The following is a 26,792-nucleotide window of genomic DNA, read 5'->3' on the forward strand; positions in this document are numbered from 1 at the left end:
GGCAAGCAGGTTGTATGTAGTAATGGCGACTACGAAGAGGAAAAGATCAAATAAAATGTAGAGTCCTGAAAATGAATTTCAGGCTCTTTTTGGTTGGAGCTTGACAAATTTCCCCCTTGTGTGCGAAACTAGAGGAAGAGTAATTTATCTAGGAGAAGTTATGCGCATTATTTATTTCTGTATTGGTTTTATTTCTTTGGCTCTAGCTCTTGTAGGTGTTGTCCTGCCGCTCTTACCAACAACTCCCTTTCTTTTGCTGTCTATCGCTTGCTTTTCAAAATCTTCTAAGCGTTTTGAAGACTGGCTTTATCATACAAAGCTTTATCAGACTTATGTAGCTGACTTTCGGGAAACCAAGTCAATCGCGCGAGAACGTAAGAAAAAAATCATCGTATCTATCTACATCTTGATGGGGATTTCTATTTATTTTGCCCCTCTCTTGCCAGTTAAAATCGGTCTGGGAGCCTTGACTATTTTTATCACCTATTACCTCTTTAAAGTCATTCCAGACAAAGAATAGTTAAAATAGTAGTTATTTCCCTTGATAAAATTGAAAGCATATTCACAGTAACATGATATAATAATTTTGAAGAAAACATCAAGGAGAATCAAATGATTTACGAATTTTGTGCTGAAAATGTAACTTTGCTTGAAAAAGCGATGCAGGCTGGAGCTCGTCGAATCGAACTTTGTGACAATCTAGCAGTAGGAGGAACAACACCTAGCTATGGAGTGACCAAGGCAGCGGTTGAACTGGCAGCCAACTACGATACGACCATTATGACCATGATTCGTCCCCGTGGTGGCGACTTTGTCTATAATGATCTTGAAATAGCGATCATGCTAGAAGACATTCGTTTGACTGCTCAGGCTGGAAGTCAAGGGGTTGTTTTTGGGGTATTAACTGCTGATAAAAAGTTGGATAAGCCTAATCTTGAGAAGTTGATTGCTGCATCAAAAGGAATGGAAATTGTCTTTCACATGGCCTTTGATGAATTAAGTGATGAAGACCAGTTGGAAGCTATTGACTGGCTTAGCCAAGCTGGAGTCACTCGTATTCTGACTCGTGCTGGAGTATCTGGTGACTCGCTAGACAAGCGTTTTGCTCACTACCACAGAATTTTGGAATATGCTAAAGGTAAGATTGAAATTCTACCAGGTGGGGGGATTGACTTGGACAACCGTCAAACCTTTATCGACCAGCTGGGTGTAACACAATTACATGGAACTAAGGTTGTCTTTTAAAAAATAGAAAGGAACTGCTAGCTTTGGGTAGCAGTTTTCACTTATGTTTGAAATTTTTAAATCCTATCAGTTTAATCAAGAAAAGGCTCGTGCCTATGGTTTTGTAGAAAATGAGGAAGTATGGACCTATACTTGCCAGATTTTGCAGGGCGACTTTTTCATGGCAGTCTCTATCACTCCTGATAATGTGAGCTTTCAGGTCTTTGACCAGGAAACGGGTGACCTCTATCCTCAAGTACACATGGAAAGCATGAGGGGAAGTTTTGTCGGAAGTGTCCGTGAGGCTTGTTTGGAGATTCTCTACCAGATTCGGAAGGCTTGTTTTGATGTGCAAGATTTTATCTGCCCTCAGACTAAGCGGATCATGACTAAAGTTCAGGAAAAGTATGGTAATCAGTTGGAGTATCTGTGGGAAAAATCGCCTGATACAGCAGTGTTAAGACATGAAGGTAATAAAAAGTGGTATGCCGTTTTGATGAGAATTCCTTGGGATAGGCTAGATAAGGGGAGAGAAGAGCTAGTCGAAGCAGTCAATATTAAACATGACCAAGTAGCTGATTTGCTTTCACAAAAGGGGATTTACCCAGCCTTTCATATGAACAAACGCTACTGGCTTAGTCTGGCACTTGATGATACTTTGTCAGATGAAATGGTACTGAAATTGATAGAAAGAAGTTGGAACCTAACCGTGAAAAAAATAGGGGAATTCGCTTGAATTTTCAAATACTTTCAATTAGCAAAATATTCTTTACTGAAGAAATTTTCAGAAAATAATGGATTTTTTCTTGACAAGTGTTTTTAGCTATGCTAGAATACTAGACAAGATATCAAACGAAGGAGAAAGTCAAACATGAAAACAGCTAAGTTTAATCAATTTACTTTGTTGTTGAGGTACTCGGGCTAGTGCAAAAGCATTAGTCCTGTTTGGCTTACCAAGCGGGAGTAAATCAACATCTCGCTTGGGTTTCTAAGCGAGATGTTTTTTTAAAACCACATTTGGAAAAGGGGAAATCGTATGCGAACAGTTGAATTTCTAGATACCAGCCTTCGGGATGGAGAGCAGACACCAGGTGTTAACTTTTCAATCAAGGAAAAAATTGCCATTGCAAGGCAGTTGGAAAAATGGGGCATTTCAGCCATTGAAGCTGGTTTTCCAGCTGCTAGTCCAGACTCATTTAAGGCAGTTCAGGAGATTGCTAAAGTCTTGAAAAAAACGGCGGTAACTGGTCTAGCACGCTCGGTCAAGTCTGATATTGATGCTTGTTACGAGGCGCTTAAGGATGCCAAGTATCCACAGGTTCACGTCTTTATCGCTACCAGTCCGATTCATCGTAAGTATAAGCTCAATAAGAGCAAGGAAGAGATTTTAGAAGCTATTAAGGAGCATGTTTCTTATGCTCGTTCAAAGTTTGAAATCGTCGAATTCTCTCCTGAAGATGCGACTAGAACAGAGTTGGATTTCCTCTTGCAAGTCGTTCAAACAGCGGTCGATGCAGGGGCGTCTTATATCAATATCCCTGATACGGTTGGATTCACGACGTCAGAAGAATACGGAGCTATCTTCAAATACTTGATTGAGAATGTCAAGACGAATCGTCAGATTATCTATTCGCCTCACTGTCACGATGACCTCGGAATGGCAGTGGCTAACAGCCTTGCTGCTGTCAAGAACGGTGCAGGACGTGTCGAAGGAACCATCAACGGTATTGGGGAGCGAGCTGGGAATGCTGCGCTTGAAGAAATTGCAGTGGCGCTTAATATTCGTCAAGATTACTATCAGGCAGAGACCAGTATTGTCCTAAATGAAACCATTAATACGTCAGAAATGGTTTCTCGCTTCTCTGGTATTCCAGTTCCTAAAAACAAGGCTGTGGTTGGTGGTAATGCCTTTTCTCACGAGTCTGGTATTCACCAAGACGGAGTCCTTAAAAATCCGCTTACCTATGAAATCATTACACCGGAACTGGTCGGTGTTCAGAGTAATAGTCTTCCGCTTGGAAAATTGTCAGGTCGCCATGCCTTTGTTGAAAAACTAAGAGAACTGGCCCTAGATTTTACAGAAGAGGATATCAAACCACTCTTCGCTAAGTTCAAGGCACTAGCGGACAAGAAACAAGAAATCACGGATGCAGATATTCGAGCCCTGGTAGCTGGAACCATGGTTGAAAATCCAGAAGGATTCCACTTTGATGATTTACAACTTCAAACCCATGCAGACAATGACATTGAAGCCCTCGTTAGCCTAGCTAATATGGATGGTGAGAAAGTCGAATTTAATGCGACAGGGCAAGGTTCCGTTGAAGCGATCTTTAACGCTATCGATAAGTTCTTTAACCAATCTGTCCGCTTGGTATCCTATACCATCGATGCGGTAACGGATGGAATTGATGCCCAGGCTCGGGTTTTGGTCACTGTTGAAAACAGAGATACAGAGACCATCTTTAACGCAGCAGGTCTTGATTTCGATGTACTGAAGGCTTCGGCTATTGCTTATATTAATGCCAATACTTTTGTTCAAAAAGAGAATGCAGGTGAGATGGGGCGCAGCGTTTCCTACCGAGACATGCCTAGTGTGTAAAGGAGAAGGCTATGACAAAGAAAATAGTAGCTCTAGCAGGGGATGGAATCGGCCCAGAAATCATGGAGGCTGGTTTAGCGGTTCTGGAAGCTCTAGCTGAAAAAACAGGTTTTGACTATGAGATTGACAGACGCCCCTTCGGAGGTGCAGGTATTGATGCTGCGGGGCATCCCTTACCTGATGAAACCCTCAAGGCAAGTAGAGAAGCAGATGCTATTCTCCTAGCGGCTATCGGTAGTCCCCAGTATGATAGTGCAGCGATTCGGCCTGAACAAGGCTTGCTGGCTCTTCGTAAGGAACTCAATCTTTATGCCAATATTCGGCCTGTAAAAATCTTTGACAGTCTCAAGCATTTGTCACCACTCAAATCGGAACGAATTGCTGGTGTAGACTTTGTCGTGGTGCGTGAGTTGACAGGTGGGATTTACTTTGGAGATCATATTCTTGAAGAGCGAAAAGCGCGTGATATCAATGACTACAGCTATGAGGAAGTGGAGCGGATTCTTCGCAGAGCCTTTGAAATTGCAAGAAATCGCAGAAAAATCGTTACTAGTATCGATAAGCAAAACGTTCTAGCAACATCAAAACTCTGGCGGAGAGTAGCTGAGGAAGTCGCGCAGGATTTCCCAGATGTAACCTTGGAGCACCAGCTAGTCGACTCAGCTGCCATGCTTATGATTACCAATCCTGCCAAGTTTGATGTCATCGTGACGGAGAATCTTTTCGGAGATATCTTATCTGATGAATCAAGCGTTCTATCTGGCACGCTTGGAGTCATGCCATCAGCCAGTCATTCTGAAAATGGACCAAGTCTTTATGAGCCTATTCATGGTTCAGCGCCTGACATTGCAGGTCAAGGAATTGCCAATCCTATTTCTATGATTTTGTCAGTTGCCATGATGTTGAGAGATAGCTTTGGACATTACGAGGATGCGGAGCGTATTGAGCGTGCTGTTGAAGTTAGTTTAGCCGCTGGCATTTTAACAAGAGATATTGGAGGACAGGCTTCGACCAGGGAAATGACAGAAGCCATCATTGAAAGATTATGAAGATAAATGAAGGAATCACGCTTACCCTCTTGATTTGGAATTTGCTGATTTTCTTGATTTATGGCATTGACAAATCCAAGGCAAGAAGAGGTGCTTGGCGCATCCCAGAGAAAATCTTACTCATTTTAGCCCTTACTTGTGGTGGTTTTGGCGCCTGGTTGGCAGGAATCACCTTTCACCACAAGACTAGAAAATGGTATTTTAAAACAGTTTGGTTTCTCGGGATGGTAACTACACTAGTAGCCTTATATTTTATTTGGAGGTAATGGATGGCAGGAAAATCGATTTTTGATAAATTATGGGACCGCCATGTCATCACAGGAGAAGAGGGGCAGCCCCAACTCATGTATGTGGACCAGCACTATATTCATGAAGTGACCAGTCCCCAAGCTTTTCAAGGATTAAGAGATGCGGGCCGCAGATTGAGACGACCAGACTTGACATTTGGAACCTTTGACCACAATGTCCCGACGGTCAATATCTACGATATTCGAGATGTGATTTCTAAGGCCCAAATTGATAAGCTTGCTGAAAATGTTGAGGAGTTTGGGATTGAACATGCTGCCCACGGTTCTGAAAAGCAGGGCATCGTTCACATGGTAGGTCCAGAAACAGGACGGACCCAACCAGGGAAATTCATCGTCTGTGGAGATAGCCACACAGCTACTCACGGAGCTTTCGGAGCTATCGCTTTTGGGATTGGGACCAGTGAAGTCGAGCATGTCTTTGCTACCCAGACCCTTTGGCAGGTTAAACCCAAGAAAATGTTGGTAGAGTTCACTGGTGTTCCTCAAAAAGGAGTTTATTCTAAGGATTACATCCTTGCCTTAATTGCCAAGTATGGCGTTGCCTGTGGTGTTGGCTATGTGGTGGAATATCGTGGGCAAGCAATTGATGCACTGACCATGGAAGAGAGAATGACCATCTGCAATATGTCCATCGAGTTTGGCTCTAAGATGGGAATCATGAATCCAGATCAGACTACCTATGACTATCTCAAGGGACGGGAATGCGTTCCTGAAGCTTTTGAGGAGGCGGTTGCTGACTGGAAGACGCTTGTCAGCGATGATGATGCTGTTTATGATAAGGTTATCCGGATGGATGTCTCAGACTTGGCTCCTATGGTGACCTGGGGAACCAATCCTGCTATGGGCGTCGACTTTGACAGTAGTTTTCCAGAAATTAAGGATATGAACGATGAACGTGCTTATCATTACATGAACTTGGAGCCTGGTCAAAAGCCAGCGGACATTGAACTAGGCTATATCTTTATCGGGTCTTGTACCAATGCTCGGCTCAGTGACTTACAGCTGGCTGCGCGATTTGTCAAAGGGAAGAAAATAGCTCCCAACTTAACTGCTATCGTGGTTCCAGGCTCTCGTCCTGTCAAACGAGCTGCTGAGAAGTTGGGCTTGGATAAGGTTTTCTTAGATGCTGGCTTTGAGTGGCGAGACCCAGGTTGCTCTATGTGCCTAGGGATGAATCCTGACAAGGTCCCTGATGGGGTCCACTGTGCCTCAACCAGTAACCGCAACTTTGAAGACAGACAGGGATTTGGTGCTAAGACTCATCTCTGCAGTCCAGCTATGGCAGCTGCGGCGGCTATCGCAGGGCGCTTCGTAGATGTTCGGCAAATGCCAGAGGCCCAGTAAGGAGAGGATATGGAGAAATTTACAGTTTATACGGGAACGACCGTTCCTCTCATGAATGATAACATCGACACCGACCAAATACTCCCCAAGCAGTTTCTCAAGTTGATTGATAAAAAAGGCTTTGGTAAATACCTCATGTATGCTTGGCGTTATCTGGACGATGACTACACTGAGGATCCAGATTTTGTTTTTAACCGACCTGAATATCGTAAAGCCAGTATTCTTATCTCGGGGGATAACTTTGGGGCGGGTTCTTCGAGGGAACACGCAGCTTGGGCTCTAGCTGACTATGGTTTTAAGGTTGTGATTGCAGGATCTTTCGGGGACATTCATTACAATAATGAACTCAATAATGGCATGTTGCCCATTGTTCAGCCTAGAGAGGTGAGAGAGAAACTAGCCCAACTCAAACCGACCGATCAAGTGACTGTAGACTTGGAACAACAAAAAATCATCTCACCAGTTGGAGAATTCACTTTCGAAATCGATAGTGAATGGAAACACAAGCTTTTAAATGGTTTGGATGATATCGGTATTACTTTGCAGTATGAAGATTTGATTGCTGCCTATGAAAAACAACGTCCAGCCTACTGGCAGGATTAGTAAAAATAGAAAAGGAAATATAGAACTATGACAAAACACATTCAATGGAACGGAACACTTTCTCAAGAAGGCTATGACATTTTAAAAGGTGAGGGCGGATGTATCGTGTGCCCTACTAAAGTTGGTTACATCATCATGACTAGCGACAAGTCAGGTCTTGAACGCAAATTTGAAGCTAAAGAGCGTAACCGTAACAAACCAGGTGTTGTACTTTGTGGTAGCATGGACGAGCTACGCGCTTTAGCACAACTCAACCCAGAAATTGAAGCCTTCTACCAAAAACATTGGGACGAAGACATTCTCCTCGGTTGTATCCTTCCATGGAAACCAGAAGCTTTTGAAAAACTTAAAGCATACGGTGATGGCCGTGAAGAACTTATGACTGACGTGCGTGGTACTAGCTGTTTTGTTATCAAATTCGGGAAAGCTGGAGAACAATTAGCTGCCAAACTTTGGGAAGAAGGTAAAATGGTCTACGCCTCATCAGCTAACCCATCTGGAAAAGGAAACCGCGGTAAGGTGGAAGGTATCGGAGAACGGATCGAAGGAGCAGTGGACCTTGTCATCGAAGCAGATGACTACGTTGCTTCAATCCAACCAGACAAAACGATTGAAACTCGCTACGAGCAAGGTGTGATGGTTTCTATGGTCGATAAGGACGGAAAACTCATCCCAGAACAAGGAGGAGACCGTTCAATCTCACCAGCTCCAGTTGTGATCCGCAAAGGGCTTGACATTGATAAAATCATGATGCATTTGTCAGATACCTTTAACTCATGGGACTACCGTCAGGGTGAGTATTATTAAGATTGAAGAAGAGGAGAGAATTTAATCTCTCTTTTTTTTTCTATTTTCAAAGAGAAAACCGAACTATATAATTTGATTATTAAAAATATTTGACAAAAACTGTACTTTAGTTTATAATAAATTAAGGAAACGTCGGAAAAAGGCGTAGTGATGCGAGAGCATAGGTAGGTTATTACAAAAGAAACGAGACATCGATATGTTAAATGAATTTCCAATTTTTGATTACGAAGATATTCAGTTGATCCCAAACAAATGTGTCATTAAAAGCCGTGCAGAAGCAGATACAAGTGTCACTCTAGGAAATCACACCTTTAAACTACCTGTTGTGCCAGCAAATATGCAGACGATTTTGGATGAGAATGTAGCAGAGCAACTTGCTAAAGGCGGTTACTTTTACATTATGCACCGTTTTGACGAGGCTGGGCGCATTCCTTTTATCAAACGCATGCACGATCAAGGGCTCATTGCTTCTATTTCAGTCGGTGTTAAGGATTACGAGTATGACTTTGTTAGCCGACTCAAGGCTGATGCTCCTGAATATATCACGATTGACATCGCTCACGGACATGCGGATAGTGTGATCTCAATGATTCAGCACATCAAGAAAGAATTGCCGGATACTTTTGTCATCGCTGGCAACGTTGGGACACCAGAAGCTGTGCGTGAATTGGAAAATGCTGGAGCGGATGCTACTAAGGTTGGAATCGGTCCTGGTAAGGTTTGTATCACTAAGGTCAAGACTGGTTTTGGTACAGGAGGCTGGCAGTTGGCTGCCCTACGCTGGTGTGCTAAGGCTGCGCGCAAACCGATTATTGCAGATGGTGGGATTCGTACCCATGGTGACATTGCCAAGTCTATCCGTTTCGGTGCTAGCATGGTCATGATTGGTTCCCTTTTTGCAGGACATATCGAAAGCCCAGGAAAGACAATCGAAGTCGATGGCGAACAGTTCAAAGAATACTATGGTTCAGCTTCTCAATACCAAAAAGGAGCATATAAAAACGTGGAAGGTAAACGCATTTTGCTTCCTGCCAAAGGGCATTTGCAAGACACCCTTACTGAAATGGAGCAGGACTTGCAAAGTGCTATTTCCTACGCAGGTGGACGCAGGCTTGCTGACCTTAAACATGTTGATTATGTTATCGTGAAAAACTCTATCTGGAACGGGGATGCTTCCCACTAATGGATGGTTAGTCTACCCATAAAAAACTTGTTATTAGAGCAAATTTCTGTTATAATAAGACAAGTTTCCACCCTTAGTGTAATGGATATCACGTAAGATTCCGGTTCTTGAGATGGGGGGTTCGATTCCCTCAGGGTGGATGTAAAAAGCCTATGAAAGCCTTAATTAAGGCTTTTTATTTATCCTGCCTCAAATTTGCCCCTAATACTCTTCGAAAATCAAATTCGAACCACGTCAACGTCGCCTTGTCGTACTCAAGTACAGCCTGCGGCTAGTTTCCTAGTTTGCTCTTTGATTTTCATTGAGTATAAAACTGAAAATCTCATTTCAATGAATATTCAAATCCCCTCTAGTCCCGTTTTAAAGTGACTCAGGGGGCTTTTTTTGATATAATAAAAGAGACTGTTATCAGTTAGAAAGAGGTTGGTATGAAAGAATTACAAACTGTACTAAAGAAGCGTTTTGCAATTGAATTTGCAGACAAAAATTTACTGGAAACGGCTTTTACCCATACGAGTTATGCCAATGAGCACCGCCTCTTAAAAATTTCACACAATGAGCGCTTGGAATTTTTAGGAGACGCTGTTCTGCAATTATTGATTTCAGAATATCTGTATAAAAAATATCCTAAGAAACCAGAGGGAGATTTGTCTAAACTCCGTGCCATGATTGTCCGTGAGGAGAGTTTGGCTGGTTTTGCGCGTGATTGCCAGTTTGATCAGTTTATCAAGCTAGGGAAAGGGGAAGAAAAGTCTGGTGGGCGCAATCGTGACACCATTCTTGGAGATGCCTTTGAAGCCTTTTTGGGAGCGTTGCTTTTAGACAAGGATGTTGCTAGGGTAAAAGAGTTCATCTATCAAGTCATGATCCCCAAGGTTGAAGCAGGTGACTTTGAAATGATTAAGGATTACAAGACACACCTGCAAGAGCTGCTCCAGGTTAATGGCGATGTGGATATTCGCTACCAGGTGACCTCTGAAACGGGACCTGCCCATGATAAGGTTTTTGATGTAGAAGTTCTGGTTGAGGGCAAGAGTATCGGAAAAGGCCAAGGCCGTTCTAAAAAATTAGCAGAGCAAGAAGCCGCCAAAAATGCAGTTGAGAAAGGGCTGGATTCATGTATTTAAAGGAGATTGAGATTCAGGGATTCAAGTCCTTTGCTGACAAGACCAAGGTCGTCTTTGACCAAGGTGTGACAGCTGTCGTTGGGCCCAATGGTTCTGGGAAGTCAAATATCACAGAAAGTCTACGATGGGCCTTGGGGGAGTCCAGTATCAAGAGCCTTCGTGGTGGTAAGATGCCTGACGTTATCTTTGCTGGAACAGAAAGTCGCAAACCACTCAATTATGCCTCTGTTATCGTGACCTTGGACAATGAAGATGGCTTTATCAAGGATGCGGGGCAAGTCATTAAGGTAGAACGCCATATCTACCGTAGTGGAGATAGCGAGTATCGAATTGATGGCAAGAAAGTGCGCTTGCGTGATATTCATGGCCTTTTCTTGGATACCGGTTTGGGACGGGATTCCTTCTCCATCATTTCCCAAGGGAAGGTTGAGGAGATTTTTAATTCCAAGCCAGAGGAACGCCGAGCTATTTTTGAAGAAGCTGCTGGAGTTTTAAAATACAAGACTCGTCGAAAAGAAACAGAAAGCAAACTGCAACAAACTCAAGACAATCTAGACCGCTTAGAAGACATTATCTATGAGTTGGACAATCAAATCAAGCCCCTTGCAAAACAAGCTGAAAATGCTCGTAAGTTTCTTAACTTGGATGGTCAACGCAAGGCGATTTACTTGGATGTACTGGTTGCTCAAATCAAGGAAAACAAGACTGAACTAGAGCTAACAGAAGAAGAGCTAACGCAGGTTCAGGAACTCTTGACTAGCTATTACCAAAAGCGTGAAGAGTTAGAAGAGGAAAATCAAACTCTTAAAAAGAAACGCCAGGATCTCCAAGCTCAAATGGCCAAGGATCAAGGAAGTTTGATGGATTTGACTAGTTTGATCAGTGACTTAGAGCGAAAATTAGCCCTATCAAAACTGGAATCCGAGCAAGTAGCCCTCAATCAACAAGAAGCACAAGCCCGTTTGGCGACTTTAGAAGATAAGAGAAAGGCTCTAAGTAAGGAAAAGGCTGAAAAAGAAGAGAATTTAGAACAGTTAGAGGAAAATCTAGCTGAAAACAACAAGGGACTCAATCGCCTAGAAGCGGAGTTGTTGGCATTTTCAGATGATCCTGACCAAATGATCGAGCTCTTGCGTGAACGTTTTGTGGCGCTTTTACAAGAAGAAGCGGATGTCTCAAACCAACTGACCCGCATCGAGAATGAGTTGGAAAACAGCCGTCAACTATCTCAAAAACAAGCAGATCAATTAGAAAAGCTGAAAGAACAACTGGCTACAGCTAAAGAGAAGGCTGATCAGCAAAAGGATGAACTTGAAACTGCCAAGGAGCAAGTTCAGAAATTATTGGCAGACTACCAAGCTAGTGCCAAGGAACAAGAGGAACAGCAAGTTTCTTTCCAAGCCCAGCAGAACCAACTCTTTGACCGTCTGGACAGTCTCAAAAACAAGCAGGCTCGAGCCCAGAGTTTGGAAAACATCCTAAGAAATCATAGTAACTTTTATGCAGGTGTCAAGAGTGTTCTCCAAGAAAAAGCCCGCCTTGGTGGGATTATTGGGGCGGTCAGTGAGCACCTGACCTTTGATGTGCATTATCAAACCGCATTGGAGATTGCACTTGGAGCTAGCAGTCAGCATATCATCGTAGAAGATGAAAACGCGGCAACCAAGGCGATTGATTTCCTCAAACGCAATAGAGCTGGTCGTGCAACTTTTCTTCCATTGACGACTATCAAGGCTCGTACGATTTCTAGTCAGAATCAAGATGCTATCGCATCAAGTTCAGGCTTTCTTGGTATGGCTGATGACTTGGTGTCGTTTGACAAGAGACTAGAAGCCATTTTCAAAAACTTGCTTGCTACGACGGCTATCTTTGACACCGTAGAACATGCGCGTGCCGCAGCTCGTCAAGTTCGTTACCAGGTTCGTATGGTGACGCTTGATGGTACCGAATTGCGTACAGGTGGTTCCTACGCGGGTGGTGCCAATCGTCAAAATAACAGTATTTTCATCAAGCCAGAGCTGGAACAATTACAAAAAGAAATTGCTGAAGAAGAAGCTGACTTGCGGTCAGAAGAAGCGAGTTTGAAGACCTTGCAAGATGAGATGGCGGTATTGGCAGAAAGATTAGAAGCTATCAAATCTCAGGGTGAGCAAGCTCGTATTCAGGAGCAAGGTTTGTATCTTGCTTATCAACAAACCAATCAGCAGGTCGAAGAACTGGAAACGCTTTGGAAACTTCAAGAAGAGGAATTAAATCGCCTTACTGAAGGAGATTGGCAAGCGGATAAGGAAAAATGCCAAGAGCGCCTTGCTATTATTGCCAGTGAAAAGCAAAATCTGGAAGCTGAGATTGAAGAGATTAAGTCTAACAAAAACGCTATTCAAGAACGCTATCAAAACTTGCAGGAACAGATTTCTCATGCGCGCTTGCTTAAGTCCGAACTGCAAGGACAGAAGCGGTACGAAGTTACTGATATTGAACGCTTAGGCAAGGAACTGGATAATCTGGATATAGAGCAAGAGGAAATCCAGCGCCTCCTCCAAGAAAAGGTTGATAATCTTGAGAAAGTGGATACGGATTTGCTAAGCCAGCAGGTGGAAGAGGCCAAAACTCAGAAAGCCAATCTTCAACAAGGTCTGATTCGCAAGCAGTTTGAATTGGATGATATCGAGGGTCAACTGGATGATATTGCCAGTCATTTGGACCAAGCTCGCCAGCAGAACGAGGAGCTGATTCGCAAACAAACTCGGGCTGAAGCCAAGAAGGAAAAGGTCAGCGAACGCTTGCGCTATCTACAAGCTCAATTAACTGACCAGTACCAGATCAGTTACACAGAGGCGCTAGAAAAGGCTCATGAACTGGAAAATCTCAATCTGGCAGAGCAAGAGGTTAAGGATTTAGAGAAGGCTATTCGCTCACTGGGGCCTGTCAACTTGGACGCTATTGACCAGTACGAAGAAGTCCACAACCGTCTGGATTTCCTAAATAGCCAGCGAGATGATATTTTGTCTGCGAAAAATCTGCTTCTTGAGACTATTACAGAGATGAATGATGAGGTCAAGGAGCGCTTCAAATCAACCTTTGAAGCTATTCGTGAGTCCTTTAAAGTGACCTTTAGACAGATGTTTGGCGGAGGTCAGGCAGATTTGATATTGACTGAGGGCGATCTTTTAACCGCTGGTGTGGAGATTTCTGTCCAACCACCAGGTAAGAAAATCCAATCTCTCAACCTCATGAGTGGTGGGGAGAAAGCCCTATCAGCTCTAGCCTTGTTATTCTCTATCATCCGAGTTAAGACAATTCCTTTCGTCATCTTGGACGAGGTAGAGGCGGCTCTGGACGAAGCCAATGTTAAACGCTTTGGGGATTACCTCAACCGCTTTGACAAGGATAGTCAGTTCATCGTCGTAACCCACCGTAAGGGGACGATGGCGGCAGCGGACTCTATCTATGGAGTTACTATGCAAGAATCAGGTGTTTCTAAGATTGTTTCGGTTAAGTTAAAAGATTTGGAAGAAACAGTAGACTAGTTACCAAATGATAGCATCTCATAGAAGGTGCTATTTTTTAAAGCTAAAGTCCTAAATTTTCTCTTACGGTCAGTTCAGGCGCAAAAAACGACATTTGGGATTTCCTCTTAGCGAAAAGACTTTCTCTATGATATAATAGTTTTATGATTACAACAGTACCTATTAAGAACGAAAAAGATATTGCAGTACCAGGGAAAACAGTCCTTGTACTAGGTTATTTTGATGGCATCCACAAGGGACATCAGAAACTTTTTGAAGTGGCCAGTAAGGCTTCGATGAAGGATTATCTGCCAGTTGTCGTGATGACCTTTACAGAGTCGCCAAAACTTGCCTTACAACCTTATCAACCTGAACTAATGCTTCATATCGTCAATCACGAGGAACGGGAGCACAAGATGAAGTGGCATGGGGTAGAGGCTCTTTTCCTACTTGACTTTAGTAGCAAATTTGCTAGTTTAACGGGTCAAGAATTCTTTGATACCTATGTTCGAGCTTTAAAACCAGCTATTATTGTAGCAGGATTTGACTATACTTTTGGCTCTGATAAGAAAACTGCGGATGACCTGAAGGATTATTTTGATGGAGAGATCATCATTGTTCCTCCGGTTGAAGACGAAAAGGGCAAGATTAGTTCCACACGGATTCGTCAGGCTATTCTTGATGGAGATGTAAAGGAAGTCAATCATTTGCTCGGCACACCTCTCCCATCTCGTGGGATGGTCGTTCATGGAAATGCCCGTGGGCGGACTATCGGTTATCCAACAGCCAATCTGGTCCTAAGAGACCGAACTTACATGCCAGCGGACGGTGTTTACGTGGTCGATGTCGAGGTGCAACGTCAAAGATATCGTGGCATGGCGAGCGTTGGCAAAAATGTTACCTTTGATGGAGAAGAACCACGTTTTGAAGTCAATATTTTCGACTTTTCAGACGATATTTACGGTGAGACAGTCATGGTCTACTGGTTGGACCGTGTCCGCGATATGGTCAAATTTGACTCCGTAGAGGAACTGGTAGACCAACTCCAGAAAGACGAAGAGATTGCTCGAAACTGGAAGGATGGAGAGTAAGAGTTTGCTATCAATTCGAAAGAGTAGATAGAATGAAATTCATATAATGGACAAAAAAAGTAGCCTTGTCAGGCTACTTTTTATTAAAACACACGATAGACATAAGGATTTTCTGGTTTGTCTACTTTTGTGAAACTCTCAACCTCTAGTGTGGGGAGTTTTTGTTTGAGTTCTTTATGGTAGTGGAGTGTCAGGGTTCCTCTAGCAGTGATCCAGGTATTGTCAGGATACTGGCGTGAGTTCCCCTTTGTCAAGAGTCCATATACACCAGAGTCGGCGATACAGTGGATGATTCCAAAGCGAAAGAGGAATTGGTTATCTGGATGGCTAGGATCGTTATAGACAAAGCCTGTAAACTCGATTTTCTTTCCTTCAAACTCTTGAGGGTAGTCATAGAGAACTTCCATGACCTCCATATAGTTTTCATCTGTAACTTGAATGGTTGGCAGGGAGAGGTATTTATCGGCTGTAGCCCTCATTTCCTTTTCATAAGCAGATTTGGAAAAATAGGTGCTGGTATCGGGTTTGAGGTATTGACTGGATGTTCCTTCACTTGCCTGAATAGCTGTGTTGATTCCCTCAGCAAGTGGGAAATGGTATCCCTTAGCAGAAACAGTTCTCGAGTCCAAACTTACGGTAGGAAAGGAAACTCCAATCAACAGAGGTAGCGACAGTAAAAAGAAGCTGATTCGTCTAGCTCGACGACTTTCTAAATGGCTGTGAGAGTTGATTTTCTTGATCCAGATATAGAATTGGACTAGGGCCAATAGAAGAGAAAGGACCATGGAGATATAGACTAGATAGGAATAGTGGAGGTTGATGTAGTGACTGAGCTTGCCAGATAGCTGCAGATACAGAGTTAGGGCAAAATAACCCAGTAAAATGAAAAATCGGATCATAGAATCACTCCTATCATGTAAGAATAAAGCAAGACAAGCACTGTCACGATGCCCATGAATTGCAAGATGAAGCGCGCTTTGAGATAGTGTTTCATCATGAGGAGATTTTTGATATCAAGCATGGGGCCAATGACCAGAAAGGCAAGGACGGGCGCTAGGCCGAAGCTCGAGAGGAGAGAAGCGCCGATAAAGGCGTCCGCCTCGCTACAAAGAGAGAGGAGAAAGGCTAGAAACATGAGCAAGAGAATCGCAAGGACTGGACTTGCGCTGATAGAGGTCAAGATCCGAGTCGGGACATAGACCTGCACGATAGCCGCAAAGAGACAGCCAAAGACCAAGTAACGCCCCATATCGAAAAACTCATCAATAGCTTGTATAAAGACCTGAAACACTTTTCTAGCGGGACTCAAGTGTGAAAAGTCATGTTCATGACAAGTGATAGGATTCTCTTTTTGAATGGGTTCCTTCCAGAAAAATCCTAAGAAAATCCCAAGCACCAAAGCAATCACAATGGCTCCCAGAGCTCGCAAGAAGGCAAATTTTAATGAATTGCCAAAGGCAGAATAAGTGGCGAAAAGAACGATAGGATTGATGATGGGAGCAGTCACCAGAAAGGGAACGACCGTGTAGCTGGGCACTTTCTTTTCCAGAAAACGATTGATAATCGGAACGATACCACACTCGCAGGATGGAAAGAGAAAGCCGATGAAGGTACCAAAAAAGATCCTCCCCCAACGATTGCGAGGAAGAAACTCATAAACTTTATCAGGTGTGATATAGACCTCAATCAATCCCGAAATGAGACTCCCAATCAAGACAAAAGGAAGGGCTTCAATCATGATGGAGAGAAAAATAGCCCCCGCTTGTAAGATGCTAGGAGGAAGAGATTGGAAAATCGTCATCTATTTTTTCTTCTCAACTTTTTCTTTTTATTTTTGTCATCCGGGAAAGTGACTTGTGTTAAGTCAGGAAGTTTGGCGAATTCTTCAAACATCTTGTCCAAGTCATCCGTTTTTGTAAATTTAACAGCCATTGGCCTACCTCTTTTCTACATTCTACTTCTATTATACTATTATTTTGTGGAAATGGGATTATTTTGATAATCAAAGATGCAAAAACAGGTAAGGCAAAACAAGAGCTGTTCCCTTATGGTATAATAGGTATATGGACAAAAAATATGAAAAAATCTCCCAAGATTTGGGAGTAACCTTAAAGCAAATCGATACTGTTCTAAGTTTGACAGCAGAAGGGGCGACGATTCCCTTCATCGCCCGTTATCGCAAGGACATGACTGGTAGTCTGGATGAGGTGGCGATTAAGGCCATTCTCGACTTGGATAAAAGTCTGACAAATCTCAACGACCGTAAAGAAGCTGTCTTGGCTAAGATTCAAGAACAAGGCAAGCTAACCAAGGAATTGGAAGCAGCTATTTTGGCAGCTGAAAAATTAGCAGACGTTGAAGAACTCTATCTTCCTTATAAGGAAAAACATCGGACCAAGGCAACCATTGCCCGTGAAGCTGGACTCTTTCCTCTCGCCCGCTTGATTTTGCAGAATGTAGATGGTTTAGAGAAAGAAGTTGAGAAGTTTGTCTGTGAAGGATTTGCGACTGGTCAAGAAGCCTTGGCTGGGGCAGTTGATATTTTGGTAGAAGCCCTATCTGAAGATGTGACTTTGCGTTCACTGACCTATCAGGAAGTGCTGAGACACTCTAAAATCACTTCGCAAATCAAGGATGAAAGTCTCGATGAAAAGCAAATTTTTCAGATTTATTATGATTTTTCAGAGACAGTTGTCAACATGCAGGGTTATCGTACCTTGGCCCTCAACCGTGGGGAGAAACTAGGGATTTTGAAGGTCGGTTTTGAACATGCGACGGATCGTATCCTAGCTTTCTTTGCTGCTCGTTTCAAAGTCAAAAATGCCTATATAGATGAAGTTGTTCAACAGTCAGTTAAGAAAAAGGTCTTGCCTGCTATTGAGCGACGCATTCGGACAGAATTGACTGAGAAGGCAGAAGAAGGAGCTATCCAACTCTTTTCTGACAACCTGCGCAATCTCCTCTTGGTTGCTCCGCTGAAAGGGCGCGTGGTTTTAGGTTTTGATCCTGCCTTTCGTACAGGTGCCAAGCTGGCTGTCGTTGATGCGACAGGGAAAATGCTGACGACTCAAGTCATTTATCCTGTCAAACCAGCATCAGCTCGCCAAATCGAAGAAGCCAAGAAAGATTTGGCAGACTTGATTGCTCAATACGGCGTGGAAATTATTGCTATCGGAAATGGGACGGCCAGTCGTGAAAGTGAAGCCTTTGTGGCGGAAGTTCTGAAAGATTTTCCAGAAGTCAGCTATGTTATCGTCAATGAAAGTGGCGCTTCGGTCTACTCTGCCAGTGAACTTGCTCGTCAGGAATTTCCAGAATTAACCGTTGAAAAACGCTCTGCTATCTCTATTGCCCGTCGTTTGCAAGATCCGCTTGCTGAATTGGTCAAAATTGATCCTAAGTCAATCGGTGTCGGTCAGTACCAGCACGATGTCAGTCAGAAGAAATTGTCTGAAAGTCTGGATTTTGTCGTGGATACTGTAGTTAACCAAGTCGGTGTCAATATCAATACTGCCAGCCCAGCACTTCTCTCCCACGTAGCTGGACTCAATAAAACCATCTCTGAAAATATTGTCAAATACCGTGAGGAAGAAGGAAAAATCACTTCACGCGCTCAAATCAAGAAAGTTCCTCGCCTCGGTGCCAAGGCCTTTGAGCAGGCAGCTGGTTTCCTTCGTATCCCTGAAAGTAGCAATATCCTTGATAATACAGGAGTTCACCCAGAAAACTATGCTGCGGTTAAGGAGCTCTTCAAACGCTTGGATATCAAAGACTTGAATGAAGAGGCACAAAGTAAGCTTAAGTTCCTTTCAGTTAAGGAGATGGCGCAAGAACTAGACCTCGGTCCAGAAACTCTTAAAGACATCATTGCTGATCTTCTCAAACCAGGTCGAGATTTCCGTGACTCATTTGATGCACCTGTGCTTCGTCAAGATGTCTTGGATATCAAGGATTTAAAAGTCGGCCAGAAACTGGAAGGTGTGGTGCGGAATGTTGTCGACTTCGGTGCCTTCGTTGATATTGGGATTCACGAGGACGGCTTGATTCATATTTCGCATATGAGTCGCAAATTTATCAAACATCCCAGTCAAGTGGTTTCAGTTGGAGATTTGGTAACGGTTTGGGTTAAGAAAATTGATACTGAACGGGAAAAAGTTAATCTGTCGCTCCTGGCACCAAATGAAACTGACTGATTATGTCAAGCAGGTTTCGCTAGAAGACTTCGGGAGACCTTTTAGTCACAATGCCCAGTGGAATTCTCGTCTGCGAACGACAGGTGGGCGATTTTTCCCTAAGGATGGGCATTTGGATTTCAATCCCAAGGTTTATAATGAACTTGGTTTGGAGGTCTTTCGGAAAATCGTGCGCCATGAACTCTGTCACTATCACCTCTATTTTCAAGGGAAGGGCTATCAACACAAGGATCGGGATTTTAAGGAACTGTTGAGAGCAGTAGATGGATTACGCTTTGTGCAACCTTGCCTAATAGCAACTCCAAGTCAATCAAGCTCTATCGTTGCCAATCTTGCCAGCAAACTTATCAGCGCAAGCGTAGGATTGATACCAAACGCTACCGCTGTGGCGTCTGCCGTGGCAATCTTGTCATCTTAAATCGGCCTAAGGACTGATGTTTGTGGCCCCGTTTCATGCTATACTACTTGTAAGAATACCGAAAGAGGAAACAATCATGAATACAAAATTTTATAAAATGAGACGAAATCGCATGGTATCGGGAGTTTTAGCTGGTCTATCAGACAAGTGGAATTTTGATGTAACTCTAGTCCGCTTTCTCTTTGCTATTTTTACCATATCAAATTTTGGGATTGGTGTGATTATCTACATCATCCTAGCCTCTATCCTGCCAACTAAGGAAGAAATCGAAGCCGAAATGTACGGAACAGGACCACGCAAACGCAAGGAAGCCGAGGCCATTGATGACAATGATGGACGGTTTTGGTGAGTCAGATTTTGAAATAGTTTATAGATACTTTCCTTATTTCTCAAAGAGGTCAGAAAAAGAAGCGAACCTTAACCCTTGTATCCGCAAGGGTTTTCTTCTTGACTTTCTTTTATGGTAAAATATTGATAGCGAAATTGCTTGATATTCTTCAATCTTACAAAAATGTAAGATTAAAGTCTCTTTTGTAAGGTTAGGTTATGGCAGGCTACCTTTTTTTGCGATAAACTAGACTCATAAAGAACAAAGGAGCAAAACCATGAAAAGAATTTTACAAAAGAAAACAAGAAAACCAAGTCAAAAAGATATCGAGCGTGTTCAACTGGGATGCGCTATGATGCAAGCACAGTTTCAAATGATGGGATATTAAGAAGGAGAAAATCATGACACTTTTAGATGTAAAACACGTTCAAAAAATCTACAAAACACGTTTCCAAGGCAACCAAGTTGAGGCCCTCAAGGATATTCACTTTACCGTAGATAAGGGTGACTACGTTGCTATCATGGGGGAGTCTGGTTCTGGGAAATCAACCTTACTCAACATCCTAGCTATGTTGGACAAACCAACTCGCGGGCAGGTTTACCTAAACGGAACCGACACAGCCACTATTAAAAATTCACAGGCTTCGAGTTTCCGTCGTGAGAAGTTGGGATTTGTCTTCCAAGACTTTAACTTGCTAGATACCCTGTCTGTTAAGGACAATATCTTGCTTCCGTTAGTTCTATCACGAAAACCTATCACAGAGATGATGAAGAAATTGGTAGTAACCGCTGAAAATCTGGGCATCAACCAATTGCAAGAGAAGTACCCTTACGAGATCTCAGGAGGTCAAAAACAGCGGGTAGCAGTAGCACGCGCCATCATCACAGAACCTGAAATTCTCCTTGCGGATGAGCCAACAGGAGCCCTTGACTCCAAGTCATCTGCAGCTCTTCTGGATGTATTTGATGAAATCAATGAACGCGGCCAAACCATTCTCATGGTAACTCACTCAACGGCAGCAGCCAGCAGGGCCAAGCGCGTTCTCTTTATTAAAGACGGCATTCTTTACAACCAAATCTACCGTGGAGACAAGACAGAGCGTCAAATGTTCCAAGAAATCTCTGATACTTTGACTGTTATGGCAAGTGAGGTGAATTAGTATGTTCCGATTAACCAATAAGTTAGCGGTATCCAACTTGATTAAAAACCGCAAACTCTACTATCCCTTTGCCTTAGCTGTTCTCTTAGCAGTGACCATCACCTATCTTTTTTACTCTTTGTCACTTAATCCTAATATTGGCAAGATCCGAGGGGGAGAAACTATCTCTATGACCCTGGCTCTCGGTATGGTGGTTGTTACCATCGCTTCTGGAATTATTGTCCTTTATGCCAATAGTTTTGTCATGAAGAACCGCTCCAAGGAGCTGGGTGTATATGGTATGCTGGGGCTTGAAAAGCGCCATTTGATCAGTATGGTTTTTAAGGAGCTTCTTATTTTTGGTTCCTTAACCTTGACAGCTGGTCTTGGTCTAGGAGCTCTCTTTGATAAGCTAATCTTTGCCCTTCTTCTGAAGCTGATGAAAATGAAAGTGGAGCTCGTTTCGACTTTCCAACCAACTGTCTTTATCCTAGTTCTCATCGTCTTTGGAGCTATCTTCCTGGGTTTGATTTTTATCAATGCCTTTCGCATCGCACGCATGAATTCCCTTCAGCTCTCTCGTGAAAAAGCCAGTGGTGAGAAAAAAGGACGTTTCTTAGGTTTCCAAACCATCCTAGGTCTAATTAGTTTGGGAGCGGGTTATTACCTAGCAGTAACAGTTGAAAATCCACTTTCTGCTGTTCTGATTTTCTTCGTAGCAGTTTTGTTAGTTATTTTGGGAACTTATCTTCTTTTCAATGCGGGGATTACAGTTTTCTTACAAATCTTAAAGAAAAACAAGACTTACTATTACCAACCCAACAACATGATTTCCGTATCCAATCTCATTTTCCGTATGAAGAAAAATGCGGTTGGTCTGGCGACGATTGCTATTCTCTCAACCATGGTCTTGGTGACTATGTCTGCTGCAACAAGTATCTTTAAGGGCTCTGAAACTTTCAAGAAAGTCATGAATCCACATGATTTTGGAATTACAGGACAGAATGTTGAAAAAGAAGATATAAATAAACTCCTAGACCAGTATGCTAGTGATAAGGGATTGACTGTTACAAAGAAAGAAGTCCTTACATACAGTAGCTTTGGTGTAGCAAATCAAGAAGGTACGAAATTGACAATCTTTGACAAAGGTCAAAATCGTGTTCAACCGAAAACTGTTTTTATGGTCTTTGACCAAAAAGACTACGAGAATATGACGGGTCAAAAACTCGCACTTTCAGGAAAGGAAGTGGGATTGTTTACTAAAAACAAGGAACTTCAAGGACAGAAAGAACTGACTCTGAGTGACCAGACCTACACGATCAAAGAAGAAATCAAAAAAGATTTTATTCTTGAACATGTCCCAAACCAGTACAATATTCTAACTTCGGACTATAACTATCTGGTTGTTCCTGACCTACAAGCCTTTCTTGACCAGCATCCTAATTCTTCCATCTTTAATCAATACTATGGTGGTATGAATGTAACGGCTAGTGAGGAAGAGCAACTCAAACTTGCCAACGACTATTCAAAATTCCTTGATGATTTTAATAGAGAATTAAGCAAAGAAGGAAGCTATGTTTACGGAAGCAATCTGGCTGATAGTAGTGCGCAGATGAGTGCTCTCTTTGGTGGAGTCTTCTTCATCGGTATCTTCCTCTCTATCATCTTTATGGTGGGAACAGTTCTTGTTATCTACTACAAACAAATCTCTGAAGGCTATGAAGATCGTGAACGCTTTATCATTTTGCAAAAAGTCGGTCTCGATCAAAAGCAAATCAAGCAAACCATCAACAAACAGGTCCTAACTGTTTTCTTCCTCCCATTGCTCTTTGCCTTCCTACACCTCGCCTTTGCCTATCATATGCTTAGCCTTATCCTAAAAGTCATTGGGGTGCTAGATGCGACCATGATGCTGACCGTTACATTGTCCATTTGTGCTATCTTCCTCATTGTCTATGTCTTAATCTTTATGATTACCTCAAGAAGCTATCGCAAGATCGTGCAAATGTAAAAAAGATACCTCGATATTTATCGAGGTATTTCTTTTATCTTAAATGCTGAAGAGTTGTCCAAACAGGTAAGTCACTGCCATGGTCAGAAGTCCGATACAGAGATTACGGATCATAGCTGTTTTCGTAGGAGCCTTGCCTAGTTTAGCACTGGTATAGCCAGTGACGAGAAGGGAAAGGGCCACGATAAAAACAGTAGCAGGAATGCGATAGTCACTTGGAAAGACGGTGATTGAAAGCATAGGAGGAAGACTTCCCAGTACAAAGGCGATAAAGCTAGAGATTGCAGCATGCCAAGGATTGGTAAACTCTTCGTACTCGATACCGTATTTTTCCTCAACCAAGGCTTTGAGTGGATTTTTTAAAAAGGCCTTGTTGGTCAAGAGTTGGGCTGACGTTTCACACTCACCATTTTGAAGGTAAGCAGCATAGAGGGATTGTTTTGCAGATTCGATGTCTTTATCTAAGAGTAATTGCTCTCTAGAGACAGCGGCTTCTTCCGTGTCTTTTTGAGTGGATACAGAGACATACTCTCCCCCTGCCATAGAAAAAGCACCAGCGAGGATAGTTGCCAATCCTGATAAAAAGATAATCCAGATATTGCTTGTCGCACTGGCAACGCCGATAACCACACCAGCGATGGAAATAATCCCATCATTGGCACCCAGAACACCTGCGCGTAGGATATTGAGTCGGCCTGCAAAGTTAGCATCAATTTCATGTTTTATTTCTGTCATAGTCATCTCCTTTCTCTCCATTATAGAGAAAAGAGTAGGGGAATACAAACTTTTTAAACTATCTGAAAAAAGTTCTACGATTCTAATTTTTAGGATCTTTGAAGTTTCTTCGAAAAAGTAGTGCTATCCTACTGTACTGGAACTTTTTAAACTTATCTATGGTATAATAGAAGATAGATTTATCAATTGGAGAATGAAGGATTTTATGATTAAACTTGTAGCAACCGATATGGATGGAACCTTTCTAGATGGAGAGGGTCGGTTTGATATGGAACGCCTCAAAAACGTACTTGTTTCCTACAAAGAAAAGGGGATTTATTTTGCAGTGGCTTCAGGTCGTGGTATTCTGTCCCTGAAAAAGTTGTTTGCGGATGTGCGTGATGAAGTGATTTTTATAGCTGAAAATGGGAGCTATGTTGAGTTTCATGGTGAGGATATGTATGAGGCTACTATGTCTCGGGATTTTTACTTGAGCACTTTTGAAGCTTTAAAGAAATCGCCTTATTTTGATGAAAGAAAAATGCTCTTGACTGGGAAAAAAGCTTGTTATGTTTTGGACACTGTGGATGAGACCTATCTGATGTTTAGCCGTCACTACAATGAAAATATTCAAAAAGTAGCGAGTTTGGAAGATATCACAGATGATATTTTTAAATTCACTACTAACTTTACTGAAGAAACGATAGAAGTTGGTGAGGCCTGGGTCAACGAAAATGTTCCTGGTGTGAAAGCCATGACCACAGGTTTTGAATCCATCGATATTGTCTTGGACTATGTTGATAAGGGTGTGGCCATTGTTGAGCTGGCAAAAAAACTTGGTCTAACCATGGATCAGGTTATGGCGTTTGGTGATAATCTCAATGACTTGCACATGATGCAGGTAGTTGGGCACCCAATCGCTCCTGAAAATGCGCGACCAGAGATTTTAGAATTAGCAGAGACAGTGATTGGCCACCATAAGGACCAGTCGGTTATAGCTTATATGGAGGGTTTATAATGGCGGATATAAAATTGATTGCATTGGACTTGGACGGGACTTTGCTGACTACTGATAAAAGGCTGACGGATCGTACCAAGGCAACTTTGAAAGCTGCGCGTGATCGTGGTATCAAGGTCGTATTGACAACTGGTCGTCCCTTAAAAGCCATGGATTTCTTCCTCCATGAGTTAGGGATTGACGGTCACGAAGATGAGTATACTATTACCTTTAATGGTGGTTTGGTTCAGAAAAATACAAGTGAAATCCTTGATAAGATAGTCTTTTCATATGATGATGTGGCACGCTTGTATGAAGAAACAGAGAAATTATCACTGCCTCTTGACGCGATTTCAGAAGGAACTGTTTATCAAATCCAATCTGACCAAGAGAGTCTTTATGCCAAATTCAATCCAGCTTTAACTTTTGTACCAGTTGACTTTGAAGATCTGTCTAGTCAAATGGCCTACAACAAATGCGTGACTGCCTTCGCTCAAGAACCTTTGGATGCGGGGATCCAAAAGATTTCTCCAGAATTGTTTGACCAATATGAAATCTTCAAATCGCGTGAAATGCTATTGGAATGGTCACCGAAAAATGTCCACAAGGCAACAGGTTTAGCGAAATTAATTAAACACTTAGGAATCAATCAAAGTCAAGTCATGGCTTGTGGGGACGAGGCCAATGACCTTTCAATGATTGAATGGGCGGGTCTGGGAGTTGCCATGCAAAATGCAGTTCCAGCGGTTAAGGCGGTTGCCAATGTGATTACCCCAATGACCAACGACGAGGAAGCCGTTGCCTGGGCTATCGAAGAATACGTGCTAAAGGAGAACTAAAATATGGGATTATTTGACCGTCTATTCGGGAAAAAAGAAGAGCCGAAAATCGAAGATATTGTTAAAGAAGCTCTGGAAAATCTTGATTTGTCAGAAGAGGTTGAAGAAAACCAAACGGCAGTCGAAGAAACTTTTCAGGAAGAGACATCGAGAGACAAAGTGGAAGAAACACCAGCTCAAGAAGAAATTCCTCAGATCTCAACAGAAGAAGTCATTGAACCAGAAGCAGTCGAGGAAACTAATCAGGAAGAGCTTGAGCTAGAAGTTGATGAACTGGAACAATTCCAAGAGCCTGAAGAAGTTTTAGAAGAAGAGAGCCAAGAAACTGAAGAAGAACTAGCGTCAGAAGTAGTAGAAGAACTTCCTCAGGTTGAAGAAACCGTGCAGGAAAAATATGACCGCAGTCTAAAGAAAACCCGTACGGGATTCGGAGCTCGTTTGAATGCCTTCTTTGCCAACTTCCGTTCTGTCGATGAAGAATTCTTCGAGGAATTGGAAGAACTGCTCATCATGAGCGATGTCGGTGTGCAAGTTGCTTCAAATTTAACAGAAGAACTACGTTATGAAGCCAAACTCGAAAATGCTAAGAAGCCTGACGCACTCCGTCGTGTCATTATCGAGAAATTGGTTGAACTCTATGAGAAGGATGGCAACTACGATGAAAGTATCCATTTCCAAGAGGGATTGACAGTCATGCTCTTTGTCGGTGTTAATGGTGTTGGGAAAACAACTTCTATCGGAAAACTAGCTCATCGCTACAAACAAGCTGGCAAGAAAGTCATGTTGGTTGCGGCAGATACCTTCCGTGCGGGTGCTGTGGCCCAGCTAGCTGAATGGGGTCGACGTGTGGATGTTCCTGTTGTGACGGGGCCTGAAAAGGCTGATCCAGCAAGCGTGGTCTTTGATGGGATGGAACGTGCTGTAGCTGAAGGGATTGATATTCTCATGATTGATACAGCAGGTCGTCTGCAAAACAAGGACAACCTGATGGCCGAGTTGGAAAAGATTGGTCGCATTATCAAGCGTGTCGTTCCAGAAGCACCTCATGAAACCTTCCTGGCCCTTGATGCGTCAACTGGACAGAATGCCTTGGTACAAGCTAAGGAATTTTCTAAGATAACACCATTGACAGGAATTGTTTTGACAAAAATTGATGGAACTGCCCGAGGAGGTGTTGTACTAGCTATACGCGAAGAACTCAATATCCCTGTAAAATTGATTGGTTTCGGTGAAAAAATCGATGATATCGGGGAATTTAACTCAGAAAACTTTATGAAGGGTCTTTTAGAGGGCTTGATTTAATACAAAA

Annotated in this window: 24 protein-coding genes, 1 tRNA gene and 1 pseudogene; 22 read left to right on the forward strand and 4 right to left on the reverse strand. The window is 42.7% G+C overall.

The features are described from left to right. Window positions 1-160: 160 nt before the first annotated feature. The 14 genes from SORDD15_RS02060 (at window position 161) to SORDD15_RS02125 (ending at window position 14,844) form a co-directional block, all read left to right on the forward strand. Window positions 161-520 (forward strand): YbaN family protein, encoded by a 360-nt coding sequence (locus SORDD15_RS02060; RefSeq protein WP_001220344.1) that lies wholly within the window; start codon window positions 161-163, stop codon window positions 518-520. 92 nt (window positions 521-612) lie between these two features. Then, window positions 613-1,245, forward strand: a complete 633-nt coding sequence (locus SORDD15_RS02065; RefSeq protein ID WP_061413902.1) for a copper homeostasis protein CutC — start codon at window positions 613-615, stop codon at window positions 1,243-1,245. Window positions 1,246-1,288: 43 nt separating this feature from the next. Continuing rightward, window positions 1,289-1,960, forward strand: a complete 672-nt coding sequence (locus SORDD15_RS02070) for an MmcQ/YjbR family DNA-binding protein (protein WP_061413904.1) — start codon at window positions 1,289-1,291, stop codon at window positions 1,958-1,960. 300 nt (window positions 1,961-2,260) lie between these two features. Further along, window positions 2,261-3,823, forward strand: coding sequence for a 2-isopropylmalate synthase (locus SORDD15_RS02075; RefSeq protein WP_061413906.1), 1,563 nt, complete (start codon window positions 2,261-2,263; stop codon window positions 3,821-3,823). An 11-nt stretch (window positions 3,824-3,834) separates the two neighbouring features. Then, on the forward strand, window positions 3,835-4,872 hold the full coding sequence (gene leuB, locus SORDD15_RS02080) for a 3-isopropylmalate dehydrogenase (RefSeq protein WP_061413908.1): 1,038 nt from the start codon (window positions 3,835-3,837) through the stop codon (window positions 4,870-4,872). Then, window positions 4,869-5,138, forward strand: coding sequence for a DUF1294 domain-containing protein (locus SORDD15_RS02085; protein ID WP_061413910.1), 270 nt, complete (start codon window positions 4,869-4,871; stop codon window positions 5,136-5,138). The genes leuB and SORDD15_RS02085 overlap by 4 nt, the downstream gene beginning before the upstream one ends. Window positions 5,139-5,141: 3 nt before the next feature. Next, a complete protein-coding gene (gene leuC, locus SORDD15_RS02090; RefSeq protein ID WP_000907571.1) occupies window positions 5,142-6,524 on the forward strand; it encodes a 3-isopropylmalate dehydratase large subunit in 1,383 nt (460 codons plus the stop codon). A gap of 9 nt (window positions 6,525-6,533) precedes the next feature. Then, entirely contained in the window at window positions 6,534-7,127 is a 594-nt protein-coding gene (gene leuD, locus SORDD15_RS02095) for a 3-isopropylmalate dehydratase small subunit (protein ID WP_061413912.1), read from the forward strand. Window positions 7,128-7,154: 27 nt separating this feature from the next. Then, a complete protein-coding gene (locus tag SORDD15_RS02100) occupies window positions 7,155-7,934 on the forward strand; it encodes an L-threonylcarbamoyladenylate synthase (RefSeq protein WP_061413914.1) in 780 nt (259 codons plus the stop codon). A 196-nt stretch (window positions 7,935-8,130) separates the two neighbouring features. Continuing rightward, window positions 8,131-9,117 (forward strand): GMP reductase, encoded by a 987-nt coding sequence (locus SORDD15_RS02105; RefSeq protein ID WP_061413916.1) that lies wholly within the window; start codon window positions 8,131-8,133, stop codon window positions 9,115-9,117. Window positions 9,118-9,184: 67 nt separating this feature from the next. Continuing rightward, window positions 9,185-9,257: transfer RNA gene (locus tag SORDD15_RS02110), tRNA-Arg, on the forward strand. Window positions 9,258-9,545: 288 nt separating this feature from the next. Beyond that, window positions 9,546-10,244 carry a ribonuclease III gene (gene rnc / locus SORDD15_RS02115; protein ID WP_000661472.1) on the forward strand — a complete coding sequence of 233 codons (699 nt, stop codon included), beginning with the start codon at window positions 9,546-9,548 and terminating at the stop codon, window positions 10,242-10,244. Continuing rightward, a complete protein-coding gene (smc, locus tag SORDD15_RS02120) occupies window positions 10,235-13,774 on the forward strand; it encodes a chromosome segregation protein SMC (protein WP_061413918.1) in 3,540 nt (1,179 codons plus the stop codon). Before rnc ends, smc begins: the two co-directional genes overlap by 10 nt. Before the next feature lie 143 nt (window positions 13,775-13,917). After that, the gene (locus tag SORDD15_RS02125) at window positions 13,918-14,844 is read left to right on the forward strand and encodes a bifunctional riboflavin kinase/FAD synthetase (protein WP_000633642.1); all 927 of its coding nucleotides are present in this window, start codon (window positions 13,918-13,920) and stop codon (window positions 14,842-14,844) included. An 83-nt stretch (window positions 14,845-14,927) separates the two neighbouring features. Here the strand turns inward: SORDD15_RS02125 and SORDD15_RS02130 are convergent, their stop codons facing one another. From SORDD15_RS02130 to SORDD15_RS10605, 3 genes are read right to left on the reverse strand one after another with little or no spacing between them, the layout of a single operon-like run. Next, entirely contained in the window at window positions 14,928-15,743 is an 816-nt protein-coding gene (locus SORDD15_RS02130; RefSeq protein WP_061413921.1) for a TIGR03943 family putative permease subunit, read from the reverse strand. Further along, window positions 15,740-16,645, reverse strand: coding sequence for a permease (locus SORDD15_RS02135; RefSeq protein ID WP_061413923.1), 906 nt, complete (start codon window positions 16,643-16,645; stop codon window positions 15,740-15,742). The genes SORDD15_RS02130 and SORDD15_RS02135 overlap by 4 nt, the downstream gene beginning before the upstream one ends. Next, window positions 16,642-16,776: an SPJ_0845 family protein gene (locus tag SORDD15_RS10605; protein WP_061413925.1), complete on the reverse strand. Its 135-nt coding sequence runs from the start codon at window positions 16,774-16,776 to the stop codon at window positions 16,642-16,644. Before SORDD15_RS10605 ends, SORDD15_RS02135 begins: the two co-directional genes overlap by 4 nt. Window positions 16,777-16,907: 131 nt before the next feature. On the opposite strand from SORDD15_RS10605, the gene SORDD15_RS02145 reads away from it, so the two are divergent. From SORDD15_RS02145 to SORDD15_RS02165, 5 genes and pseudogenes are all read left to right on the forward strand, one after another. Then, entirely contained in the window at window positions 16,908-19,037 is a 2,130-nt protein-coding gene (locus SORDD15_RS02145; protein ID WP_061413927.1) for a Tex family protein, read from the forward strand. Continuing rightward, window positions 19,024-19,472 (forward strand): annotated as a pseudogene (locus SORDD15_RS02150) (SprT family protein). Before SORDD15_RS02145 ends, SORDD15_RS02150 begins: the two are co-directional and overlap by 14 nt. Before the next feature lie 59 nt (window positions 19,473-19,531). Further along, entirely contained in the window at window positions 19,532-19,804 is a 273-nt protein-coding gene (locus SORDD15_RS02155) for a PspC domain-containing protein (RefSeq protein WP_061413929.1), read from the forward strand. 380 nt (window positions 19,805-20,184) lie between these two features. Next, window positions 20,185-20,943 carry an ABC transporter ATP-binding protein gene (locus SORDD15_RS02160; RefSeq protein WP_061413932.1) on the forward strand — a complete coding sequence of 253 codons (759 nt, stop codon included), beginning with the start codon at window positions 20,185-20,187 and terminating at the stop codon, window positions 20,941-20,943. Window position 20,944: 1 nt separating this feature from the next. Next, on the forward strand, window positions 20,945-22,933 hold the full coding sequence (locus tag SORDD15_RS02165; protein WP_061413934.1) for an FtsX-like permease family protein: 1,989 nt from the start codon (window positions 20,945-20,947) through the stop codon (window positions 22,931-22,933). A gap of 39 nt (window positions 22,934-22,972) precedes the next feature. Here SORDD15_RS02165 and SORDD15_RS02170 read toward each other — a convergent pair whose 3' ends face one another. Further along, window positions 22,973-23,668, reverse strand: a complete 696-nt coding sequence (locus tag SORDD15_RS02170) for a VIT1/CCC1 transporter family protein (protein ID WP_061413936.1) — start codon at window positions 23,666-23,668, stop codon at window positions 22,973-22,975. 205 nt (window positions 23,669-23,873) lie between these two features. On the opposite strand from SORDD15_RS02170, the gene SORDD15_RS02175 reads away from it, so the two are divergent. From SORDD15_RS02175 to ftsY, 3 genes are read left to right on the forward strand one after another with little or no spacing between them, the layout of a single operon-like run. Beyond that, on the forward strand, window positions 23,874-24,665 hold the full coding sequence (locus tag SORDD15_RS02175) for a Cof-type HAD-IIB family hydrolase (protein WP_061415628.1): 792 nt from the start codon (window positions 23,874-23,876) through the stop codon (window positions 24,663-24,665). Beyond that, window positions 24,665-25,483 (forward strand): Cof-type HAD-IIB family hydrolase, encoded by an 819-nt coding sequence (locus SORDD15_RS02180; protein WP_061413938.1) that lies wholly within the window; start codon window positions 24,665-24,667, stop codon window positions 25,481-25,483. The genes SORDD15_RS02175 and SORDD15_RS02180 overlap by 1 nt, the downstream gene beginning before the upstream one ends. 3 nt (window positions 25,484-25,486) lie before the next feature. Next, window positions 25,487-26,785, forward strand: a complete 1,299-nt coding sequence (gene ftsY / locus SORDD15_RS02185; RefSeq protein ID WP_061413941.1) for a signal recognition particle-docking protein FtsY — start codon at window positions 25,487-25,489, stop codon at window positions 26,783-26,785. Window positions 26,786-26,792: the final 7 nt, after the last annotated feature.

Origin of the sequence: Streptococcus oralis, assembly GCF_001578935.1 — a bacterium.
GTDB lineage: Bacteria > Bacillota > Bacilli > Lactobacillales > Streptococcaceae > Streptococcus > Streptococcus oralis_R.

What these genes read in the sequence shown, in the direction of transcription:
- SORDD15_RS02135 (WP_061413923.1), bottom strand. Translation starts at nt 16,645, where the DNA reads ATGACGATTTTCCAATCTCTTCCTCCTAGCATCTTACAAGCGGGGGCT.
- SORDD15_RS02155 (WP_061413929.1), top strand. Translation starts at nt 19,532, where the DNA reads ATGAATACAAAATTTTATAAAATGAGACGAAATCGCATGGTATCGGGA.
- SORDD15_RS02125 (WP_000633642.1), top strand. Translation starts at nt 13,918, where the DNA reads ATGATTACAACAGTACCTATTAAGAACGAAAAAGATATTGCAGTACCA.
- rnc (WP_000661472.1), top strand. Translation starts at nt 9,546, where the DNA reads ATGAAAGAATTACAAACTGTACTAAAGAAGCGTTTTGCAATTGAATTT.
- leuD (WP_061413912.1), top strand. Translation starts at nt 6,534, where the DNA reads ATGGAGAAATTTACAGTTTATACGGGAACGACCGTTCCTCTCATGAAT.
- smc (WP_061413918.1), top strand. Translation starts at nt 10,235, where the DNA reads ATGTATTTAAAGGAGATTGAGATTCAGGGATTCAAGTCCTTTGCTGAC.
- leuB (WP_061413908.1), top strand. Translation starts at nt 3,835, where the DNA reads ATGACAAAGAAAATAGTAGCTCTAGCAGGGGATGGAATCGGCCCAGAA.
- SORDD15_RS02145 (WP_061413927.1), top strand. Translation starts at nt 16,908, where the DNA reads ATGGACAAAAAATATGAAAAAATCTCCCAAGATTTGGGAGTAACCTTA.
- SORDD15_RS02170 (WP_061413936.1), bottom strand. Translation starts at nt 23,668, where the DNA reads ATGACAGAAATAAAACATGAAATTGATGCTAACTTTGCAGGCCGACTC.
- SORDD15_RS02060 (WP_001220344.1), top strand. Translation starts at nt 161, where the DNA reads ATGCGCATTATTTATTTCTGTATTGGTTTTATTTCTTTGGCTCTAGCT.
- SORDD15_RS02065 (WP_061413902.1), top strand. Translation starts at nt 613, where the DNA reads ATGATTTACGAATTTTGTGCTGAAAATGTAACTTTGCTTGAAAAAGCG.
- ftsY (WP_061413941.1), top strand. Translation starts at nt 25,487, where the DNA reads ATGGGATTATTTGACCGTCTATTCGGGAAAAAAGAAGAGCCGAAAATC.
- SORDD15_RS02075 (WP_061413906.1), top strand. Translation starts at nt 2,261, where the DNA reads ATGCGAACAGTTGAATTTCTAGATACCAGCCTTCGGGATGGAGAGCAG.
- SORDD15_RS10605 (WP_061413925.1), bottom strand. Translation starts at nt 16,776, where the DNA reads ATGGCTGTTAAATTTACAAAAACGGATGACTTGGACAAGATGTTTGAA.
- SORDD15_RS02130 (WP_061413921.1), bottom strand. Translation starts at nt 15,743, where the DNA reads ATGATCCGATTTTTCATTTTACTGGGTTATTTTGCCCTAACTCTGTAT.
- SORDD15_RS02085 (WP_061413910.1), top strand. Translation starts at nt 4,869, where the DNA reads ATGAAGATAAATGAAGGAATCACGCTTACCCTCTTGATTTGGAATTTG.
- leuC (WP_000907571.1), top strand. Translation starts at nt 5,142, where the DNA reads ATGGCAGGAAAATCGATTTTTGATAAATTATGGGACCGCCATGTCATC.
- SORDD15_RS02180 (WP_061413938.1), top strand. Translation starts at nt 24,665, where the DNA reads ATGGCGGATATAAAATTGATTGCATTGGACTTGGACGGGACTTTGCTG.
- SORDD15_RS02165 (WP_061413934.1), top strand. Translation starts at nt 20,945, where the DNA reads ATGTTCCGATTAACCAATAAGTTAGCGGTATCCAACTTGATTAAAAAC.
- SORDD15_RS02175 (WP_061415628.1), top strand. Translation starts at nt 23,874, where the DNA reads ATGATTAAACTTGTAGCAACCGATATGGATGGAACCTTTCTAGATGGA.
- SORDD15_RS02100 (WP_061413914.1), top strand. Translation starts at nt 7,155, where the DNA reads ATGACAAAACACATTCAATGGAACGGAACACTTTCTCAAGAAGGCTAT.
- SORDD15_RS02160 (WP_061413932.1), top strand. Translation starts at nt 20,185, where the DNA reads ATGACACTTTTAGATGTAAAACACGTTCAAAAAATCTACAAAACACGT.
- SORDD15_RS02105 (WP_061413916.1), top strand. Translation starts at nt 8,131, where the DNA reads ATGTTAAATGAATTTCCAATTTTTGATTACGAAGATATTCAGTTGATC.
- SORDD15_RS02070 (WP_061413904.1), top strand. Translation starts at nt 1,289, where the DNA reads ATGTTTGAAATTTTTAAATCCTATCAGTTTAATCAAGAAAAGGCTCGT.